Here is a 19,962-nt window from a genome sequence, read left to right as displayed (position 1 = left end):
ATTAAATATTAGAAAAAATTTCAATAAAAGAATTGTTGTTTTTATTAAAAAAAAACATAGGAAAAAGTAAAGAAATCATGAATCAATTTATTACAAAAATAATAATTTTGATTTATAAAGAATTCTTCTTGTTTTTTATTTTTTCAACATTATCCGAATAATATAGTAAAATTTGTGAAAGTACAACAAATAATTGAAAAATAAATCGAATTGATTATTGTTTTATTCCTAAATGAAAAAAAATACTAGTAAGATTCGTGTAAAAAAATAAATACATCTAATATCTAATAATAGAAATATTCTATCTACTATCTATATAGTAATAGAATAATAGAGAATAGAGAAAGATATAGAATTAGATAATCAATAAAAAATAAAATTATTTATGAGCATTTTAATAGATAAAAATACTAAGGTTATTGTGCAAGGATTAACAGGAAAAGAAGGATTATTTCATACTGAACAGATGATAAATTATGGAACCTCTATAGTAGGAGGAGTCACTCCAGGAAAAGGGGGAAAGATTTATTTAGGAGTCCCTATTTTTAATACTGTTGAGGAAGCGGTTAAAAAAACAGGAGGATATGTTAGTGTTATTTTTGTTCCTTCTTATTTTGCTTCAGATGCTATTCTAGAATCTATTTCAATGAATATGAAAATTATAGTATGTATTACGGAAGGAATTCCTGTTTCAGATATGATAAAAGTAAAAAATTTTTTATTAACAAACAAAAAATCTACTAGATTAATTGGACCTAATTGTCCTGGAATTATATCTCCAAAAGAATCAAAAGTAGGAATTATGCCTAATTCAGTTTTTAAAAAAAAAGGAAGAGTAGGAATAATTTCTAGATCCGGAACCCTTACTTATGAAGCTGCAGATCAAATTGTAAAAAATGGTCATGGAATTTCTACAGCTATGGGAATTGGAGGAGATACGATTATTGGAATGAATATAAGGGAAGTTATGGAATTGTTTTTAGAAGATATAGAAACGGAATGTATTGTGATGATCGGGGAGATAGGAGGTAGATTAGAGATTGAAGCTTCCGAATGGATGAAAAAAATATTGAAAAATAAAAAACCAGTAATAGGTTTCATAGCAGGACAAACGGCTCCTAAAGGAAGAACGATGGGACATGCAGGAGCTATTATAGAAAAAAAAATAGAAACTGCACAATCAAAAATGAATATTCTGAGAAATAATGGAATACATATCGTCAAATCTCTAGAAGATATAGGAAAGACAGTGTCCGAAATTATTCATTAAATGAATAATAAATTTTTATTCAAAAAAAAATGGAAAAATTCTTGATAGTAGGGTTAGGTAATCCAGGAAATTTATACGAAAAAACAAGACATAATCTTGGTTTTTTTATTTTGGATAAAATTGCAAAAAAGTATTTTTTTTCTTTTTCAAAAAAAAAATTAGGTTATATTTCAAAACTAAATTATGATAAAAAATTACTTTTTTTTTTAAAACCTTCTACTTATGTTAATCATAGTGGAAAAGCTGTAAAATATTGGATGATAAAAGAAAAAGTTTTTTTGAATAATATTCTTGTGATATCTGATGATATTTATCTTGATTTTGGAAAATTTCGATTAAAGGGGAAGGGTGGAAGTGGAGGACATAATGGGTTAAAAAGTATAGAAAAAGAAATAGAAACTTATCATTATGCACGGCTTCGTTTTGGTATTAAAAATAATTTTGAAAATAAAATAGATTATGTATTAAGTAATTGGACAGATCAAGAAATGGATTATTTACTTAATCAATTAGATGTTGGTCTTAAAATAGTGTTTTCTTTTGTAGAAAATGGATTGAAAAGCACGATGAATTTGTTTAATAGTAAATAAATTTTATAGAATTGTTATTGTTAGAAAACCTTGTAGTTTAAATAGGATAGAATATAGGATTCCGATTCCTATGGTATGGGTTCGAACCCCTTCAAGGTTATTTTTTATTAGATATAAATCAAGTTAATTTTTATGATTCATTATATTCGTAATTTTTGTATTATTGCACATATTGATCACGGAAAAAGTACATTAGCGGATCGTTTATTAGAATTGACAAAAACAGTTTCTGAAGGAGAAAAAAATCAATTATTAGATGATATGGAGTTGGAAAGAGAACGTGGAATAACTATAAAAAGTCATGCAGTTCAAATGGAATATAAATATCAAGATAAAGTATATATTCTTAATTTAATAGATACACCTGGACATGTAGATTTTTCTTATGAAGTATCGCGTTCTATTGCTGCTTGTGAAGGAGCGTTACTTATTATAGACTGTACTAAAAGTGTGCAATCTCAAACTATATCTAATCTTTCTTTAGCCTTAAAAAAAAATCTTGTAATCATACCAGTTTTAAATAAGGTTGATTTATTGGATTCCATTCCTGAAGAAGTGATTGTAGAAATCATGGAATTGGTAAATTGTAAAAAGGAAGATATTATTCCTGTTAGTGCTAAAAACGGATTAGGAATTTCTAATGTTTTAAAAGAAATTATTACACGTATTCCCGCTCCAAAAGGAGATGAAAAATCTCCTTTACAAGCTATTATTTTTGATTCTTTATATAATCCATTTACAGGAATTGAAGTTTTTTTTAGAGTAAAAAATGGTTGTATTAGAAAAGGACAAAAAATAAAATTTATGTCTACAGGAAAAGTTTCATTTGCTAATGAAATAGGAACGTTGAAATTAAAACGTATTTCTAAAAATAAAATAGAAACTGGAGATGTTGGATATATGATTTCTGGAATAAAAAATACTTGTGAAGTAAAGGTTGGAGATACAATGACAGATGCTAATAATCCAGTAGATAAAAAAAATGTAGAAAAATTTGAAGAGGTAAAACCTATGGTTTTTGCAAGTATTTATCCAGTTCATTCGGATAAATATGAAGAATTAAGTGCTGCTATAGAAAAATTACATTTGAATGATGCTTCTTTTTCTTTTATTAGTGAATCTTCTCCTGCATTGGGTTTTGGATTTCGTTGTGGTTTTTTAGGATTACTTCATATGGAAATAGTCAGAGATCGTTTGGAAAGAGAATATGGAGTATCAATAATTATTACTATTCCAAATGTTTCTTACAGAGTACATATGAAAAAAGATAATCTAATTCTTTTGGTTAATAATCCATCTGATTTTCCAGAAATAGAAAAATTTAGAAAAGTAGAAGAGCCTTATGTTTTAGTTTCCATTTTTACTAAAGAAATTTATATGGGAAGTATAATCTCTTTATGTATAGAAAAACGCGGAATCATGATCGGTGATAAAAATTATTTGACATCTGAAAAAATAAAAATTATATTTGAAATGCCACTATCGGAAATAGTATTTGATTTTTATGATAAATTGAAAACCGTTTCTAAAGGGTATGCATCTTTTGATTATAATTTTATCGGGTATAGAGATTCAAAATTGAAAAAAATTTCAGTATTGATTAATCATGAAAAAATAGAATCTTTATCTATTTTAGTTCATGAGAATAAATCTTTCTTTTTGGCAAAAAAAATATGTAAAGAATTAGCTTTATTAATTCCAAAACATCAATTTAGTATTCCTATTCAAGTTTCTATATCTGGAAAAATCATAGCTAGAGAAACTATTAAAGCTTTAAGAAAAAATGTAACTGATAAATGTTATGGAGGAGATATATCTAGGAAAAAAAAACTTTTAGAAAAACAAAAAAAGGGAAAGAAAAAAATGCGTCATCTTGGAAAGGTTGAAATTCCGTCATCTGCTTTTATGACTTTTTTAAAAGTTAAAAATTAATTTTTAGAACAAGATAAAAAAAAATTATTTATATGTCTATTAAAATAGGAATTAATGGTATTGGTAGAATAGGAAAACTAGTTTTGTTAGCTGCTTTAAATCGTGATAATATAGAAGTTTTATCTATAAATGATTTAGTATCTATAGAATATTTAGCTTACATATTAAAATATGATTCAGTTCATGGACCTTTTAAAGGAAATATTCGTATCGAAGGGGATAATTGTTTAGTATTAAATGACAAACATATTCAAGTAACTAATGAAAAAGATCCTAAAAAACTTAATTGGGGAAAATTAAATATAGAATATGTAGTAGAATCGACTGGTCTTTTCTTAACAAAAAATTTAGTTAATGCACATTTAGAATCAGGAGCTAAAAAAGTGATTTTATCGGCTCCTCCTAAAGAAGATGATATCCCTATGTTTGTTATGGGGGTTAATCATCATCAATTGAAAAAAAATCAAGATATAGTATCAAATGCTTCTTGTACTACAAATTGTTTATCTCCCATTGTTAAAATATTAAATGACCATTTCGGAATATTAGAAGGTCTAATGACTACTATCCATGCTTCTACTGCAACTCAAAAAGTGGTTGATGCTGTTTCTTCTAGAGATTGGAAATCTGGAAGATCTTCATTAACTAATATTATTCCTGCATCTACAGGAGCAGCTAATGCTGTTGGGAAAATCATACCCAGTTTGAATGGAAAATTAACCGGTATAGCTTTTCGAGTTCCTATTGCAGATGTATCTGTTTTAGATTTTACTCTTTCTTTAAAAAAGAAAACAAATTATAATCAAATTAAATTATGTATGAAAAAAGCCTCTGAAACTACATATAGAGGAATTTTAGGATACACAGAAGAATCTGTTGTTTCATCAGATTTCATAGGAGATGAAAGAATTTCAATTTTTGATGCGAATTCTAGTATCATGTTAAATCCAAACTTTTTAAAAATAATATCATGGTATGATAACGAAGTAGGGTATTCTACTAAATTAGTAGATCTTATTGAATATATGGATTCTGTATCTTCTTAATAAGGATCCGGAATTTTTTTTAAAAATGAGAATTTTTTTTGATGTTTATCAATTTTAAAAATTATATTTTTTATTCCATTGCTTATCATTAAAAAAGGAGATTTAATAACATAGTTGTATATAACAATCTGATTAAATATTTTTTGTGTGATAGGAATTGTTGGAGATTTACATTCAATCAATATATGTGGTTGATGATTCAATTGAACTAAAATATCTAATCTTTTATTTAATTTATTGATTTGAAAAGAGTATTCTACCCATATATTAGAATTCTTATAGTGTTTTTTTTTCTTCAATAAAAATATTATATATTGTCGTATAACTTCTTCTTTATTAAATAAATAAAATTTTTTTCTAATTTCACAAAATATATAAGTTTTATTTTTTATTTTGTTTATATGTAAATATTGTCTGATAAATAACTTAAGAAGTTTCATTAATAATAAAAAATAATATAAAAATGCTTTATATTTTAAAAAAAAAAATACAAAATTGTGTGATTATTGGATCTGGTCCTGCTGGATATTCTGCTGCAGTATATGCGGCTAGAGCAGATTTAAATCCTATCCTAATTTTAGGAAATCAACCAGGGGGGCAACTAACCACTACAACAAATGTAGATAATTATCTTGGATTTCCTTTAGGGATTAGTGGAAATTGTCTTATGGAAAATTGTAAGAAACAAGCTGAACGTTTTAATACTATAATTATAAATAAAATCGTTAGTAATGTTTTTTTATCCAATAAACAAGGAGGTGTTCATCGTATTTTTTTAGAAAAAAAAGAAGAATATATAGATAGTAAAGGTCTTATTATAGCTACAGGTTCTAGTCCTAAGTTTTTAGGAATAAATAAAGAAAAAAAATTTCTTGGATTAGGAGTTTCTTTTTGTGCTACTTGTGATGGTTTTTTTCATAAAGATAAAGAAGTTGCAATCATAGGTGGTGGAGATACAGCTTTAGAAGAAGCTAATTATTTGTCTAAAATTTGTAAAAAAATATATTTAATAATTAGAAAAGATCATTTAAAAGGATCCAAAATATTACAACATCATATATTCCAAAAAAGTAATGTAAATATTTTATTTTGTTCCAATGTAACAGAAATTATTGGAGATAATTTTTTGAAAGGTATTAAAGTATTTAATCATAAGTATAAAACAAGTAATATTTTTTCGGTTAGTGGGTTGTTTATTGCAATAGGGCATGTTCCCAATACAGAAATTTTTAGTAATCAACTTCATTTGAATGAAAAAGGATATATTGTTGTAAAAAGAGGAAGTACTATAACTAACAAACCTGGAGTATTTGCTGCTGGAGATGTACAAGATTCTCATTACAGACAAGCGATTACTTCTGCTGGTACTGGATGCATGGCTGCATTAGATTTAGAAAGATACTTATCTTTATTTAAGTGAAAAATTTATGAAAAAAACTAGTAATTTTTTTGATTTTTTAGTTTCTCACGCTAAAATTTGTGGATTTATTTTTCCTTCTAGTGAAATTTATGGAGGATTGAAAGCTGTTTATGATTATGGACCATATGGAGTAGAACTAAAAAATAATATAAAAAATTTTTGGTGGAAGTCTATGACTCAACTTCATGATAATATTCTAGGAATAGATTCTTCAATCCTTATGCATTCTGATGTTTGGAAAGCTTCTGGCCATATTGATGAATTTAATGAATTATTAATAGACAATAAAGATTCTAAAAAAAGATATCGTCCTGATGTTTTAATTAAAAAACATATAGAAAAAAATTTATCAAAAAATACAAAAAAAAAAGAAGAAATCTTATCTAGATTATATAAATCTTTAAAAAAAAAGGATTTATTAGATATTAGAACTTTAATCGATGAGCTGAATATTTTTGATCCTATTTATAAAACAAAAAATTGGACAAAAATACGTTTTTTTAATATGATGTTTAAAATAAAACATACAAAAGATTTATTTCTTAGACCAGAAACATCTCAAGGTATATTTTCTAATTTTAAAAATATAAGAAAATCTAATAGAATGAAAATTCCATTTGGAATAGCTCAAATAGGAAAATCATTTAGAAATGAAATTATTGCAAGAAAATTTATATTTAGACTTCGAGAGTTTGAACAAATGGAAATGCAATTTTTTATTGCACCAGAAGAAGAAATGAAATGGTATGAATATTGGAAAAAATTACGATTTAAATGGCATTTAATATTAAATGTTGAAAATAAAAAAGATTATAGATTATGTAATCATACTCATTTAGCACACTATGCTAGTGCTGGTACAGATATAGAATATCATTTTCCTTTTGGATTTCAAGAAATAGAAGGGATCCATTCTCGTAGAGATTTTGATTTAAAAAATCATGAATTGTTTTCCAAAAAAAAACTAAGAGTTTTTGAATCAGAAAAAAATTATACTCCTTATGTCATAGAAACTTCTTTAGGTTTAGACCGTCTTTTTTTAGCTATATTTTCTTCTTCTTTAAAAGAAGAAAAATTAGAAAATGGAAAAATACGTGTATTATTAAAACTTCCTTATTATTTATCCCCTATAAAAGCAGCAATTTTTCCATTAGTTAGAAAAGATGGATTGCCAGAAGTAGCAAAAAATATATTTAATGACATAAAAATTTATCACAAGTTAATCTATGATCATAAAGAATCTATCGGTCGATTATATCGAAGACAAGATTCTATAGGAACTCCTTTATGTTTTACTGTAGACTACGAAACTACAAAAACATATACCGTAACTATGAGAGACAGAGATACTATGCAACAAAAAAGAATTCATATAAACGAAATATCTAAAATGATAGAAAAAGAAACTGGATTTGAAAAAATTTTAAAAAAATTATCTTATTGAATAAGAGAGTCTCTCACTTTAGCTTTCAATTTTTTTGTTAGAAAAGATTCAATTTTTTTCATTGAATGATTAATTATTTTATCACTTAATGTTTCCTTTTTACTTTCAAAAAAAAAACTAACAGTATAAGATATTTTTGATATGGGTATATTTTTTCCTTTATAATAATCATATATTTTAATTTTTTTAATCATATGATTTTTTTTTTCTTTTATCAATAATTGATTTATTCTTTCAAAAGAAATACTTTTATCAACTAGTAAGGATAAGTCTCTTCTAGAAGTAGGATATTTTGAAAATGGAACATAAATTATTTTTTTATTTTTAATAATAGAAATCAAATATTTCCAATCTATTTCTGCATAAAATATTTCTTTCTTTTTTAAAAAATTATTTTTTAATTTTCCTAATTCAACTAATATTTTATTATTGTACAATATAGAAATACTATTTTCTAATAAAGGATGTAGATAACATACTTGTTGTGTATAATTATAAATTCCACTTTTTTGAAAAATTTGTTCAATAATTCCTTTTAAGTAAAAAAAATAAGAATTTGTAGATTCTACAATTTTTTTTTCTTTTGTCATTCCTATAGCAATACCAAGATATGTTTTTTCCAAAAATTTATTATTTTCCTTATAATATATTTTTCCTATTTCAAAAAGTTTTACATTAGTATTCTTTCTGTTATAATTATATTTTATACAATCTAAAATACCAAATAATAAACTAGAACGCATGAATTTATAATTTTGATTAATCGGATTTAAAATCTTGATTTCTTCTCTTTGATAGAAAGAATTTAGTAAAAATGAAAATTGGTCTTTATTTCTAATTGTATAAGAAATAATTTCTTGAAATCCATAATTGATTAGCTGTTCAAAAAGTATTTTTTTGATTTTATGTTCTGTTTTATAAAAAAAATAAGGGAGTGGAGATATTTTTACTTGTTCAGATATTTTATCAATTTTATTAATATTATAAATACGTAATATTTCTTCAATTAAATCGATTTCTCTTTTAACATCTATTCGATAAAGAGGAACAATCACACATAAATATTTTCTGTTTTCCGAATGAATAGAAATTTCCAGTAGTGATAAAATATTTTTAATTTTTTTTTGAGAAATTTTTTTTCCAATAATATTTATAATTTTTTTGTAACGAAGTTTAATTATAGGAGGGTAGATAGGATTCGGATAAACATCAATAATATTAGAAGAATATATTTTTCTTCTTTTATTAGTGATTTTATTGATAAGAAAAGCGGCTCTTTGTAAAGCGTATACGGTTTGAGTAGGATCCATTCCTCTTTCCATAAGATATTTTTCTTCTGTTTGAATCAAGTATTTGTTTCCAATAATACGGATAATAAAAGGATCAAAACATGCACTTCCTAAAAAAATGTTTTTTGTATTGATATGAATGCTAGAAATAATATTATTAATAATTCCAGCTATAGATAATGGCTTTTCAAGATCATAGATCATTAAATCTTCTTTATCAAATTTTCTTATAATATGATCTGAAGATTGGATTTCTATATTTTTTTCTGCATTTTTTATTATAATCTTATTTTCTTCTATTTGATCCATATCAAAAACATGAATAGGTTGACCCAGTTCATGGGTAACAAACTTAATAATATCTATGATATTATTTGTTGATTTTATTCCTATAGATTTTAATCTATCAACTAACCAATTAGGAGAAGCTTCTATTTTTATTTTACAAATAGATATTCCAGAATATCTTATACATTTTTTATTTTCTAATATATTAATCTGATATTCGTTATTATGATAATAATTTTTTGAATTATTTTCTATTATTGGAGGTTTTTGTAAATAAACTTTTTTACCACGAAATTTTAAAACTACGTATAAATCACGTGCAATTCCATAATGACTCATAGCATCTTTACGGTTAGGTGTCATTTCCACATCTAGAACATAATCTTCTTTTTTTGTTTTATGAAATATTTTTTTTATACTTTTCACCGGTAATCCAATATCACTCAATATATCGGTTACTTCTTCCACATTTATTTCCATATAAATATATTCTTTAAGCCAATTGTATGATATTAACATATTATGATTGTAGACATAATTAATATAAAAATTGATTCTTCTTTTTTTTTTTTATAAAAAGGTTTTAAAATACCTATTTTATTTGAATAATATAGTTCAAAAAGAATAAATTTTTCGTTTATAGATAATAAAGTTTCAATTAAGAATTGAGAATGAAAATCCATTTGAATATTTTCTATTTTTTTTCCATCATAAAAAATAGGATTACATTGAATTTTTGAATCAAAATAATGATTATTAATCGAATTTTGTTCATAAATTTTTAATTTATTATGATTCCATTGAAAATGAATAAAAAAATTTTTTTTATTAGAAAAAAGTAAAATTCTTTTAATAGTATTTAATAATAAAAGTCTATTAATTACAAAAGCTATATCTCCATTATAATTGGGAATAAAAGAATTATAATCTGGATATTGTTCACGGATTAATTTACATGAAAAAGTATGATGTTCAAATCGAAAAATGATATTTACTTTATGATATTCAATAATCACATTGCATTTCTTTTCGATGATCAAAATTCTTTTAACTATTTCAAGAGATTTTTTTGGGATAATAAACTCTATATTTTTATCTAATTTAAGAATGTGTTTGATGGTATATTTTACCAAACGAAAATTATCTGTAGCAACAAAATATGCTCTATTAGGTAAAAATTTAAAATACACTCCATTTATAATATTGTTATCATAATCATATCCATCTTCAACCGAAAATAAGGTTTTATTTAATATTTTTGAAAGTATATTTGAAAATAAAGTAATTCTTATAAAAGAAGAAGTATTATTATTACCATACATAAATCTATTTTTCGATAATAGATTTTTTTGAATCAAAATAGGAATTGAATAAATTCCTTGTTTTGAATAAATATTAAGTACATTATTTTTTTTCTCTATAGAAAGCATTTCATTTGGAAATGTACTTAGAATATCCATCATAAATTTAATAGAAATAACTATTTTTTTTTGGGTATTTTTTTTTACATGTATTTTTACATATGTCTTTATTATATTATTATATGAATCATATGATCCCGTAATTTTTAATTGATTATTATTTATAATTTCTAATGTAAGAATATCCAATTTTGAGTATCTTATGATTTCATATAATGAATGTAATTTTTGTAATAGAGAATAACTAAAAACAAAAAAATACATATTATTTAGTATATATAGCGTGAGGGGGATTTGAACCCCCGACCTCTGGGTTATGAATCCAACGCTCTAACCATCTGAGCTATCACGCCTTTTTAAAAATTAAAAAATCATCTTTTCCGAAAAAATAAAGTTAGTATATTTTTATTTATTAAGTAAGTGGTAATTTTATCTTAAAAATAAAAATATTATGATTTTTGATTTAACTAATTATAGAAAAAACTATCATAGTAATTCTTTATTAGAATCTAAAGTTCCAAAAGAACCTTTTCAATTATTTCATGAATGGTTTGAACAAGAAAAATTTTTGTCAAAAAAAAACAATGAAGAAATTAACGCTATGTCTATTTCCACTATAGGAAAAGATGGATGTCCAGAAACTAGAGTAGTTTTATTAAAAGAGTATTCTAAAGAAGGGTTTATTTTTTATACAAACTATTATAGTTTTAAAGGAAGGTCTATTCAATATATGCCAAAAGTATGTATTTCTTTTTATTGGAAAAATACAGAAAGACAAATTATTATTAAGGGAATAACATATAAAACGAAAAAAGAAAAATCAGATAAATATTTTCATAAAAGACCTAAAGAAAATCAAATAGGGTGTTGGGCTTCGAAACAAAGTTCAAAAATTTCGTCAAAAGAATATTTACTAGAACAATATAAAAAATGGAATAATTTTTTTTATGATCAAACGATTAAACGACCTTTTTATTGGGGAGGATATATTATTAAACCATATAAAATGGAGTTTTGGCAAGGACAAAACAAAAGACTTCATGATCGACTTGTTTATAGTTTAGATAAAGAAACCAAATGGTCTTTATATAGATTATCTCCATGATAAAAAATAGAACTAGATAAAGTTTGCTATCACGTAAACAAACTTTATCGATTCTATTTTTTTTTTTTTTTTACAACTTTGTTAATTCTGCTCCTATTTTGAATTTAGCAACTTTCTTTCCTGGAATATATATTTTTTTTCCAGTTCTAGGATTTACTCCATTTCTAGGATTTCTTTCTACAACAGAAAAGGTTCCGAACCCTACTAAAGTTACCTTATCTCCTTTTTTTAAAGATTCAATTACTGTTTCAATAAATGCATCTGTAACATTTTTAGCTTTTATTTTTGTTATTCCAGTTTTTTCAGCTATTGAATTAACCAATTCTGTTTTATTCATGAATTTATATATTAATTTTTAATTAATTATCTATAAAATAACTATAAAAAAATCTTATAATTAATGAAGCAAATATAAAAAAATAAAGAATATAAGAATATAAATAACTATCATCTAATACTCCCCTTTTTTTATCTATCGTACAAAAAGATTTTTTCTAATTTTTAAACCATTAATTAAGTTTTTAATATTCATTTTTTTCTTTCCTTCTATTTGTCCTTCAAGAATAGATATAAAACCACCCTTAACGGAAATTTTCATTTCATTTGATAAAATCAATATAGTACCAACTGGTAGATAATGAATTTCACATGTTTTTTTGATCATAAAAATTTTAAATCTAACAAATTTTTTTTTGTTAAAAAATAATAATGTCCATGCAGAAGGATAAGGAATTAACCCTCTTATTTTATTATAAATAGATTCAATAGAAGGATCTTCCCATTGTATTCTACAATCTCTAGTAGATATTTTTGGAGCATATTTTAAAGAATGAATGTTTTTTTGTATTACAGGTTTTATTTTATGATTTAAAATCTTTTCAAGAGTTTTTATCACTATGGATCCACTAATTTTCTTTAGTTTATTCTCTAATTCTCCTGCAGTTTCTTCTTTTCCTATTGTTATTTGTTTTTGTAAAAGAATTTTTCCTTCATCTATTTCTTCTTCTATAAAAAAAGTAGTCAATCCAGTTTTATTTTCTCCGTTTATAATTACCCAATTAATAGGAGCTGCTCCTCGATATTGTGGAAGAATAGATGGATGTAAATTAAAAGATCCCATTTTTGGATAACTCCATATTTTTTTAGGTAAAATCCTAAAGGAAACGACAATTTGTATATCAGGATTCCATATTTTTAAATTTTTGAAAAAGGAATGATCAAGAAGATTTTTGGGTTGTAAAAAAGGAATATTCTGTTCTAAAGCATATCTCTTTACAGGAGAAAAATTTTTTCCTTTGGGATTGTCGGGGTTTGTCACGATTCCTACTATGTTATACTGTTGAATATGCAGTTCTTTTAAAGAAGAAAGTGAAAAAAGAGAAGAACCTATGAATACAATTTTTGGAAACTTTTTCATGTAATTTATTTGTAATTTAAATTCACTAATTTTATCTTGTAATTTTTAATGAAAAAGTTCATTTATTTTTTGAAAATCAAATATATAAAAATATCATTTTTTTTGAATAAAAAAACAGAAAAAAATATTAATAAGTTGTTATGTATTGGACTTTAGAATTAGCTTCTCATTTAGAAGATGCCCCTTGGCCAGCAACAAAAGAGGAATTGATTGATTTCGCTATTCGTACCGGAGCTCCTTTAGAGGTTGTTGAAAATCTTCAACAATTAGAAAATGGAGAAGGAGAGGTTTTTGAATCTATAGAAGATATATGGGCTGATTATCCACGTGATGATGAGGATTTTTATTGGAATAGAGATGAATATGAACTTTAAATTATTTATTTTTTGTATGTATTTTTAATTTAATGAGTTTTATAAGAAAAATATTAAATAAATTATTGGTTAATAAAAATGATAGAGACCTCAAAGAGGTTAAAAGTTTTTTAATTCAAATTAAAAAAGAAGAAAAAAAAATATCTTTATTATCTGATGATGAGTTAAGAAATCAAACTAAGGATTTAAAAAAAGTTCTAAAAGATAGTACTAAAGAATTTAATGAAGAAAAAACAACATTGTTGAGAGAAATAAAAGAAAAATTTTGTTCTATTAGTATATTGGAGAATATATACTCAAATATAGAAAAAATCGAAGAACAATGTTATAAAACAGAACAAAAAATACTAATACATCTTTTACCTAAAGCTTTTGTTATAATTAAGGAAACGGCTAGACGTTTCAAAGAAAAGAAAAAACTTGTTGTAAAATCTACTATTTTTGATCAAAAATTGTCAAAAACGAAATCTTATGTTTTTTTATCTGAAAATAAAAAAACTATTTGGAAAAATCAATGGGATGCATATGGAAAATCGATAGTTTGGGATATGGTTCATTATGATGTACAATTAATGGGAGGGATAGTATTACATCAAGGAAAAATAGCAGAAATGGCTACAGGAGAAGGAAAAACATTTGTGGCCACTTTATCTGCTTATTTGAATGCTTTATCTGGAAGAGGAGTTCATATTGTAACAGTAAACAATTATTTATCTAGAAGAGATATGAGTTGGATGGCCCCTTTAATGGAATTTCATCAATTGCAAGTGGATTGTATTGATAATTATTCATCTTCAGATGTTATAATGCGTAAAAAAGCTTATCAAGCGGATATTACTTATGGAACAAATAATGAATTTGGATTTGATTACTTGCGAGATAATATGGCTTCTTCTGAAGAAGAATTAGTTCAAAGGGAATTAAATTATGCTATTATAGATGAGATAGATTCTGTTTTAATAGATGAAGCACGTACCCCTTTAGTTATATCTGGTCCTGTAGATATGAAAAAAGATAATAAAGATCAGTTTAAATTATTTAAAAAAAAAGTTGAAACAATTGTAAATAAACAAAATATAGTGGTCAATCATCTTTTACAAGATGCTAAAAATTTAATCAAAAACGGAGAAAAAAAACTTGGTGGATTTAAATTATTTCAAGCATATCGTGGGTTACCGAAGAAAAAATCCTTAATTAAATTTTTAAGTGAAGATAATGTACGTGTAATTTTACAAAAAACAGAGAGTCAATATTTACAAGATTATGGAAGAGATATTTATAAAGTAGATAGAGATCTTTATTTTGTTATTGATGAAAAAAATAATACCGTAGAATTAACAGATAAAGGGATTGAATTTTTATCTATAAATGTAGAAGATATCGGTTTTTTTGTATTACCAGATGTAAATCTGGAACTTGCAGAATTGGAAAAGAAAAACTTTTCCAAAGAAAAAGAAATTGAAAAAAAAGAAAAAATTTTAAAAAATTTTTCTATTAAATCACAAAGAATACATACTATCAATCAACTTTTAAAAGCATTTACTTTATTTGAAAGAGATGTAGATTATGTTGTTTTAACGGGTAAAGTTAAAATAGTAGATGAACAAACTGGTCGTATCATGGAAGGAAGACGGTATTCTGATGGACTACATCAAGCTATAGAAGCAAAAGAAAATGTACAAATAGAATCTTCAAGTCAAACTTTTGCAACGATAACTTTACAAAACTATTTCAGAATGTACAGGAAAATATCTGGAATGACCGGTACAGCAGAAACAGAGGCTGGAGAATTTTGGCATATTTACAAATTAGATGTAGTAGTAATACCGACACATAAACCTATTCAAAGGATAGATCTTCAAGATCTTGTTTTTAGAACTAAACGAGAAAAATACAATGCTATTATAGAAAAAATAATCCATTTATCTTTGCATAAAAAACGACCAGTTCTTGTTGGAACAACCTCTGTAGAGGTTTCAGAGTTTTTAAGTAGAGCTTTAAAATTTAGGAAAATACAACATAATGTTTTGAATGCAAAATTACATGAAAAAGAAGCGGATATAATAGCAAAAGCAGGTCTTTCTGGATCTGTAACTATTGCAACTAATATGGCAGGTAGAGGAACAGATATTAAATTGTCTAAAGAAGTTATACAAAATGGAGGATTAGCAGTTTTAGGGACAGAAAGACATGATTCTAGAAGAGTAGATAATCAATTAAGAGGGAGATCTGGACGTCAAGGAGATCCGGGTTGTTCTCAATTTTATGTATCATTAGAAGATAATTTAATTCGTTTGTTTATTGATTCAGAAAGACTTTCAAAATTAATGGATCGTTTTGGACATAAAGAAGGAGATATTATCCAACATCCTTTATTAACAAAATCTATTGAAAAAGCACAAAAAAGAATAGAAGATAATAATTTCAGCATACGAAAACGTTTATTGAATTATGATGATGTTATTAATAAACAAAGAGAATTTATTTATAAAAAACGTAAAAATGCATTGTGTGGAGAAGAATTAAATTTAGATATTTCTAACATGATTTATGTTTTATTGGATGTAATGATCAGTATCAATAAATCTATGAATGATTTTAAAAATTTAGAATATGAATTTTTAAAAATTTTTGGAATTCAATTTCCTTTTGAAGAAAGAAATTTTTTATCATGCAAAGAACGAGATATTATAAATAAACTTCATGATATTATTGTAAATTTTTATGATAAAAAAAAGGAAAAAATGATTCATCAAGAAATAAACCCTATTATATCTAATATTTTTATGAAAAATAAAGAAGATTATCAAATACAGGTTATTTTCACAGATGGATTTCAAAATATTATTACTATATCTGATATGAAAAGATTTGATTCTACTAAAGGAAAATCTTTATTATCAATATTTGAAAAAAAAACTATATTGTGTTTTATGGATGAAAAATGGAAAGAACATTTACGAGAAATGGATAATTTACGATATACTGTGCAAAATGCAGTTTTTGAACAAAAAGATCCTCTTATTGTTTATAAACAAAATGCTTTCCATTTATTTCAAGAAAGAGTTTATGATATTAATAGGACGATTATTTCCTTCTTATTAAAATCTACTATAGTAATAGGAAATATTTTATGTATTCCAAAAAATCATATTAATATGAATTATTTATTAATGATGAAAGGAAAAAATGGAAAAAAATTAGGTAGAAATAATAGAATAAATATTCGTCATTTAATTACAGGAGAAACTAAAAATATTAAATTCAAACAAGTAGAATCTTTTTTAGAGAAAGGAAAATGGGTGATAGAGGATGATTCTATTTAGACAACAATATGATTGTGTTTTTTAGAAAAAATTAAACGCATATTTTTTATTATAATTTCATCTATTCTTTTTTGTTATTTTGGAATCAGCTTATGGTCAGTAAAAAAGAATTACGATTATATAGATTATATTCCATATAATACATTTGGAGTAGTTCTTGGTACTTCAAAATATTTACATGGAGGAGGGATAAATGTTTATTTTAAGTATAGAATGGATGCAGTTTTATTTCTTTTTCATCACAAAAAAATACGTTATATCATTGTAAGCGGGGATAATATAGATAAAAATTATAACGAACCGAATATGATGAAAAATGAATTGATAAAAAAAGGAATTTCTTCTCATTTTATATATGAGGATTTTTATGGAATTAACACTTTACACTCAATTTTTAGAGTTTATAAAATTTTTAATCAAAAAAAGTTTACGATTATATCTCAAAAATTTCATAATGAAAGAGCTATTTTTATTGGAAATTGTTTAGGATTAGATGTTATTGGATTTAATGCTAAAAGTCTGTCTTTTGACAGTAAAATGCACATAAGAGAAATTCTTTCTAGAATTAAAGTTTTATGGGATATTTTTCTTATAACATTAAGAAGATAAATAAGATAAATATTTTTTCAAAATTTTTGAATTATTATATTTATAAGTATTTATTTCCAATAAACAAGGAAAATCTGATTCTTTCCAAAAAGAAGATAAACTTTTTTTTAATGAAGATTGATTGGATACTTTTTCATATTCCCAGTTATACATTTCACATATTTTTTCTGCAGAAAAAATATGTTTTGTTTCGAAAAAATTCAATGTTATTTTAGGTAATTTTTTTGTTGATATAAATCGAAAAATATTCCCTCCTCTATTGTTTATAAGTATAATTCTGAAATTTTTTGGAATATAATTATTCCATAAAGCATTGCTATCATAAAAAAAACTTATATCTCCAATAATTAATGTAACTCTTTTTTTACTACTTACCGAAGTACCTATAGCAGTTGAAACACATCCGTCTATTCCTGAAGTTCCACGATTACAATAAGATTGAATAGTACATTTTTTTTTTTCAAAAAGTTGATAATATCTTATTATCATACTATTTCCTAATTGAAGAATAGAATTATTAGGAATAGTTTTAAACACAAAAAAAAGGACTTTTAGATCTGAAAAACTTTTTTCTTTTTTTAAAAAAAATTTATGTTTTTTTATTCTTTTTTTTCTTAACTGATCCCACTTATATCTATAGTCTGAAGTACATTGATAAATAGAATTATTATAAAAAATTTTAAAAAATAATTCTGGATTTATAGGCCAATAAGTGGTTAATTTATAATAAGTATCTGGATAATTTTCATAATTACTTCCTATATGCCAATGATATACTGGTGGAAATTTTCTTAAAAAGAATTTTATTTTTTTGGATATAATATTTATTCCTATAGTTAGTAAAATATGAGGTTTTAGATTTTTCCATTCTTGAATGGTCATACTAAAAATAAGTTGATCTATATTTGAGAAAAAAAGTTTTCCATATATATGAGAAGTAGTTTCCGTAAAAATAACAATAGAAGGATCTATACTTAATTTTCTTAAAATATTTTTCATATTTTTTTCTGGATAAAATAATCCTAATAAAATCATTTTTTTTTTATATTTATTCCATAGATATTTTTCTTTTTCATAATATTTAGGTTTTTCAATATAATTTTTTATAGGAATAGTTTTTATAATTTTAGGTTTTACTTGTAAACGATCTGTAGTTTTATAAAGTGGTTCTGAAAAAGGAATATTAATATGTATAGGTTTTTTTTTAAAAATACATTTGTTTATGGATTCATTAATTAATCTATCATTGTACCATAAAGATGATTTAGATTCATTTTCTGTAAGTTGAACAGATATTTCTACATGATGATGAAAAATATTTTCCTGATGAATAGATTGTCCTTCAAATACATTTACGATTTCTTTTGGACGATCTGCAGTAATCAAAATAAGTGGAATTCTTTGATAAAAGGCTTCTGTAACTGCTGGATAATAATTAACAACAGCAGATCCAGATGTACAACTAAGAACTACAGGTTTTTTTATGTTTTGTGCAATTCCTAAGGCAAAAAAAGCAGCACAACGTTCATCTACAATGCTATAGGTATTAAAAATATTGTATTGCGTAAAATGTATAATAATAGGGGCATTTCTAGATCCTGGAGATATTACGATATTAAATATCGATTTTGCTTTTAAAATTTCACCTAAACTTTGTACAATTTTTTTATTTGAATACATTATTAATTATGATAATTTAAATGAGTCCTCCATTCACATTTAAAACACTACCAGTAATATAATTAGATAAATCTGAAGCTAAAAATAAAGTGCAATTAGCTATATCTTGAGGGGTTCCTGGTCTTTTTAATGGAATGTTTTTTATCCAATTTTTTTTTATTTTAGATTGAAGATGAGAATTCAATTTTGTAGTAATATATCCAGGAGCTATAGCATTACAACGAATATTTTTTTTACCTAATTCTCTAGCTATAGATTTAGTAAACCCAATAATTCCTGCTTTAGATGCTGCATAATTAGATTGTCCAATATTTCCTGTTATTCCTATAACAGAACTCATATTTATGATACTTCCTTTTTTTTGTTTTATCATTGGATAAATAGCATATTTGGTTAAATTAAAAACAGAATATAAATTAGTCTTTATTACAGAATCCCAATCTTCTTTTGATATTTTTAGTAAAAAATTATCTTTTATAATACCGGCATTATTTACCAATATATCTATACTTCCATATTTTTTTATAACTTTTTTTACTAAATTTTCGGATGAACTTAAATTTGAAAGATCAATTTGATATGCTTCTACCGAACTTTTTAGTTCAAAAGCCAATTGTTTTGCTTCTTTTTCAGATGAAAAAAATGTAAAAATAATATTGGCTCCATGTTTATAAAAAGTTTTTACGATGGATCTTCCTATATCTCCAGATCCACCTGTAACTATAGCTATTTTTCCATTTAATAATTTCAT

17 protein-coding genes and 2 tRNA genes are annotated in these 19,962 nt (G+C 24.4%); 11 read left to right on the top strand and 8 right to left on the bottom strand.

The window, feature by feature from the left end:
* The first annotated feature begins 385 nt into the window (after nt 1-385).
* The 5 genes from sucD to gap all read left to right on the top strand — a co-directional run bounded on the left by sucD (nt 386) and on the right by gap (nt 4,838).
* Entirely contained in the window at nt 386-1,270 is an 885-nt protein-coding gene (sucD, locus tag H0H63_RS02920) for a succinate--CoA ligase subunit alpha (protein ID WP_185858506.1), read from the top strand.
* 29 nt (nt 1,271-1,299) lie between these two features.
* Nucleotides 1,300-1,860, top strand: a complete 561-nt coding sequence (gene pth / locus H0H63_RS02915; RefSeq protein ID WP_185858505.1) for an aminoacyl-tRNA hydrolase — start codon at nt 1,300-1,302, stop codon at nt 1,858-1,860.
* Nucleotides 1,861-1,886: 26 nt separating this feature from the next.
* Nucleotides 1,887-1,960 (top strand) — tRNA-Arg (locus tag H0H63_RS02910).
* 35 nt (nt 1,961-1,995) lie between these two features.
* Complete coding sequence (gene lepA, locus H0H63_RS02905) at nt 1,996-3,792, top strand: translation elongation factor 4 (protein ID WP_185858817.1); 1,797 nt, start codon at nt 1,996-1,998, stop codon at nt 3,790-3,792.
* A 32-nt stretch (nt 3,793-3,824) separates the two neighbouring features.
* On the top strand, nt 3,825-4,838 hold the full coding sequence (gap, locus tag H0H63_RS02900; protein WP_185858504.1) for a type I glyceraldehyde-3-phosphate dehydrogenase: 1,014 nt from the start codon (nt 3,825-3,827) through the stop codon (nt 4,836-4,838).
* Here the strand turns inward: gap and H0H63_RS02895 are convergent.
* Nucleotides 4,835-5,278, bottom strand: coding sequence for a type I restriction enzyme HsdR N-terminal domain-containing protein (locus tag H0H63_RS02895; RefSeq protein WP_185858503.1), 444 nt, complete (start codon nt 5,276-5,278; stop codon nt 4,835-4,837). The genes gap and H0H63_RS02895 overlap by 4 nt on opposite strands.
* Before the next feature lie 23 nt (nt 5,279-5,301).
* On the opposite strand from H0H63_RS02895, the gene trxB reads away from it, so the two are divergent.
* Nucleotides 5,302-6,258, top strand: coding sequence for a thioredoxin-disulfide reductase (trxB, locus tag H0H63_RS02890; protein WP_185858502.1), 957 nt, complete (start codon nt 5,302-5,304; stop codon nt 6,256-6,258).
* Between the two features lie 7 nt (nt 6,259-6,265).
* The gene (locus tag H0H63_RS02885; protein WP_185858501.1) at nt 6,266-7,702 is read left to right on the top strand and encodes a glycine--tRNA ligase; all 1,437 of its coding nucleotides are present in this window, start codon (nt 6,266-6,268) and stop codon (nt 7,700-7,702) included.
* Here the strand turns inward: H0H63_RS02885 and pheT are convergent.
* The 3 genes from pheT to H0H63_RS02870 all read right to left on the bottom strand — a co-directional run bounded on the left by pheT (nt 7,696) and on the right by H0H63_RS02870 (nt 11,053).
* Nucleotides 7,696-9,759, bottom strand: coding sequence for a phenylalanine--tRNA ligase subunit beta (gene pheT, locus H0H63_RS02880; RefSeq protein ID WP_238784401.1), 2,064 nt, complete (start codon nt 9,757-9,759; stop codon nt 7,696-7,698). The two genes, H0H63_RS02885 and pheT, sit on opposite strands and share 7 nt — an antisense overlap.
* A 32-nt stretch (nt 9,760-9,791) precedes the next feature.
* The gene (locus H0H63_RS02875) at nt 9,792-10,964 is read right to left on the bottom strand and encodes a DNA polymerase III subunit beta (RefSeq protein WP_185858499.1); all 1,173 of its coding nucleotides are present in this window, start codon (nt 10,962-10,964) and stop codon (nt 9,792-9,794) included.
* Between the two features lie 15 nt (nt 10,965-10,979).
* A tRNA-Met gene (locus H0H63_RS02870) sits at nt 10,980-11,053 on the bottom strand.
* Nucleotides 11,054-11,151: 98 nt separating this feature from the next.
* Between H0H63_RS02870 and pdxH the strand changes: the two genes are divergently transcribed.
* Nucleotides 11,152-11,805, top strand: a complete 654-nt coding sequence (gene pdxH / locus H0H63_RS02865; protein WP_185858498.1) for a pyridoxamine 5'-phosphate oxidase — start codon at nt 11,152-11,154, stop codon at nt 11,803-11,805.
* A 70-nt stretch (nt 11,806-11,875) separates the two neighbouring features.
* Here the strand turns inward: pdxH and H0H63_RS02860 are convergent, their stop codons facing one another.
* Nucleotides 11,876-12,142, bottom strand: coding sequence for an HU family DNA-binding protein (locus H0H63_RS02860; RefSeq protein ID WP_185850353.1), 267 nt, complete (start codon nt 12,140-12,142; stop codon nt 11,876-11,878).
* 135 nt (nt 12,143-12,277) lie between these two features.
* Nucleotides 12,278-13,222 carry a methionyl-tRNA formyltransferase gene (gene fmt, locus H0H63_RS02855; protein ID WP_185858497.1) on the bottom strand — a complete coding sequence of 315 codons (945 nt, stop codon included), beginning with the start codon at nt 13,220-13,222 and terminating at the stop codon, nt 12,278-12,280.
* A gap of 140 nt (nt 13,223-13,362) precedes the next feature.
* Here fmt and H0H63_RS02850 point away from each other — a divergent pair, with 140 nt between their 5' ends.
* From H0H63_RS02850 to H0H63_RS02840, 3 genes are read left to right on the top strand one after another with little or no spacing between them, the layout of a single operon-like run.
* Nucleotides 13,363-13,596, top strand: coding sequence for a DUF2795 domain-containing protein (locus H0H63_RS02850; protein ID WP_012821710.1), 234 nt, complete (start codon nt 13,363-13,365; stop codon nt 13,594-13,596).
* 32 nt (nt 13,597-13,628) lie between these two features.
* On the top strand, nt 13,629-16,922 hold the full coding sequence (gene secA, locus H0H63_RS02845; protein WP_185858496.1) for a preprotein translocase subunit SecA: 3,294 nt from the start codon (nt 13,629-13,631) through the stop codon (nt 16,920-16,922).
* A gap of 12 nt (nt 16,923-16,934) precedes the next feature.
* The gene (locus H0H63_RS02840; RefSeq protein ID WP_238784400.1) at nt 16,935-17,531 is read left to right on the top strand and encodes a SanA/YdcF family protein; all 597 of its coding nucleotides are present in this window, start codon (nt 16,935-16,937) and stop codon (nt 17,529-17,531) included.
* On the opposite strand, the gene menD is transcribed toward H0H63_RS02840, so the two are convergent.
* Nucleotides 17,520-19,211, bottom strand: coding sequence for a 2-succinyl-5-enolpyruvyl-6-hydroxy-3-cyclohexene-1-carboxylic-acid synthase (gene menD, locus H0H63_RS02835; RefSeq protein WP_185858495.1), 1,692 nt, complete (start codon nt 19,209-19,211; stop codon nt 17,520-17,522). The two genes, H0H63_RS02840 and menD, sit on opposite strands and share 12 nt — an antisense overlap.
* A 16-nt stretch (nt 19,212-19,227) precedes the next feature.
* Nucleotides 19,228-19,962 carry a 3-oxoacyl-[acyl-carrier-protein] reductase gene (gene fabG, locus H0H63_RS02830; protein ID WP_185858494.1) on the bottom strand — a complete coding sequence of 245 codons (735 nt, stop codon included), beginning with the start codon at nt 19,960-19,962 and terminating at the stop codon, nt 19,228-19,230.

The organism is Blattabacterium cuenoti (assembly GCF_014251655.1).
GTDB classification, from domain to species: domain Bacteria; phylum Bacteroidota; class Bacteroidia; order Flavobacteriales; family Blattabacteriaceae; genus Blattabacterium; species Blattabacterium cuenoti_I.
This window is presented reverse-complemented; position numbering and strand designations above follow the sequence as displayed.

Coding starts and splice junctions, on each gene's coding strand:
- gap (WP_185858504.1), top strand. CDS start 3,825: ATGTCTATTAAAATAGGAATTAATGGTATTGGTAGAATAGGAAAACTA.
- H0H63_RS02895 (WP_185858503.1), bottom strand. CDS start 5,278: ATGAAACTTCTTAAGTTATTTATCAGACAATATTTACATATAAACAAA.
- H0H63_RS02885 (WP_185858501.1), top strand. CDS start 6,266: ATGAAAAAAACTAGTAATTTTTTTGATTTTTTAGTTTCTCACGCTAAA.
- pth (WP_185858505.1), top strand. CDS start 1,300: ATGGAAAAATTCTTGATAGTAGGGTTAGGTAATCCAGGAAATTTATAC.
- trxB (WP_185858502.1), top strand. CDS start 5,302: ATGCTTTATATTTTAAAAAAAAAAATACAAAATTGTGTGATTATTGGA.
- H0H63_RS02860 (WP_185850353.1), bottom strand. CDS start 12,142: ATGAATAAAACAGAATTGGTTAATTCAATAGCTGAAAAAACTGGAATA.
- pheT (WP_238784401.1), bottom strand. CDS start 9,759: ATGGAAATAAATGTGGAAGAAGTAACCGATATATTGAGTGATATTGGA.
- sucD (WP_185858506.1), top strand. CDS start 386: ATGAGCATTTTAATAGATAAAAATACTAAGGTTATTGTGCAAGGATTA.
- menD (WP_185858495.1), bottom strand. CDS start 19,211: ATGTATTCAAATAAAAAAATTGTACAAAGTTTAGGTGAAATTTTAAAA.
- H0H63_RS02850 (WP_012821710.1), top strand. CDS start 13,363: ATGTATTGGACTTTAGAATTAGCTTCTCATTTAGAAGATGCCCCTTGG.
- pdxH (WP_185858498.1), top strand. CDS start 11,152: ATGATTTTTGATTTAACTAATTATAGAAAAAACTATCATAGTAATTCT.
- H0H63_RS02875 (WP_185858499.1), bottom strand. CDS start 10,964: ATGTATTTTTTTGTTTTTAGTTATTCTCTATTACAAAAATTACATTCA.
- fabG (WP_185858494.1), bottom strand. CDS start 19,962: ATGAAATTATTAAATGGAAAAATAGCTATAGTTACAGGTGGATCTGGA.
- fmt (WP_185858497.1), bottom strand. CDS start 13,222: ATGAAAAAGTTTCCAAAAATTGTATTCATAGGTTCTTCTCTTTTTTCA.
- secA (WP_185858496.1), top strand. CDS start 13,629: ATGAGTTTTATAAGAAAAATATTAAATAAATTATTGGTTAATAAAAAT.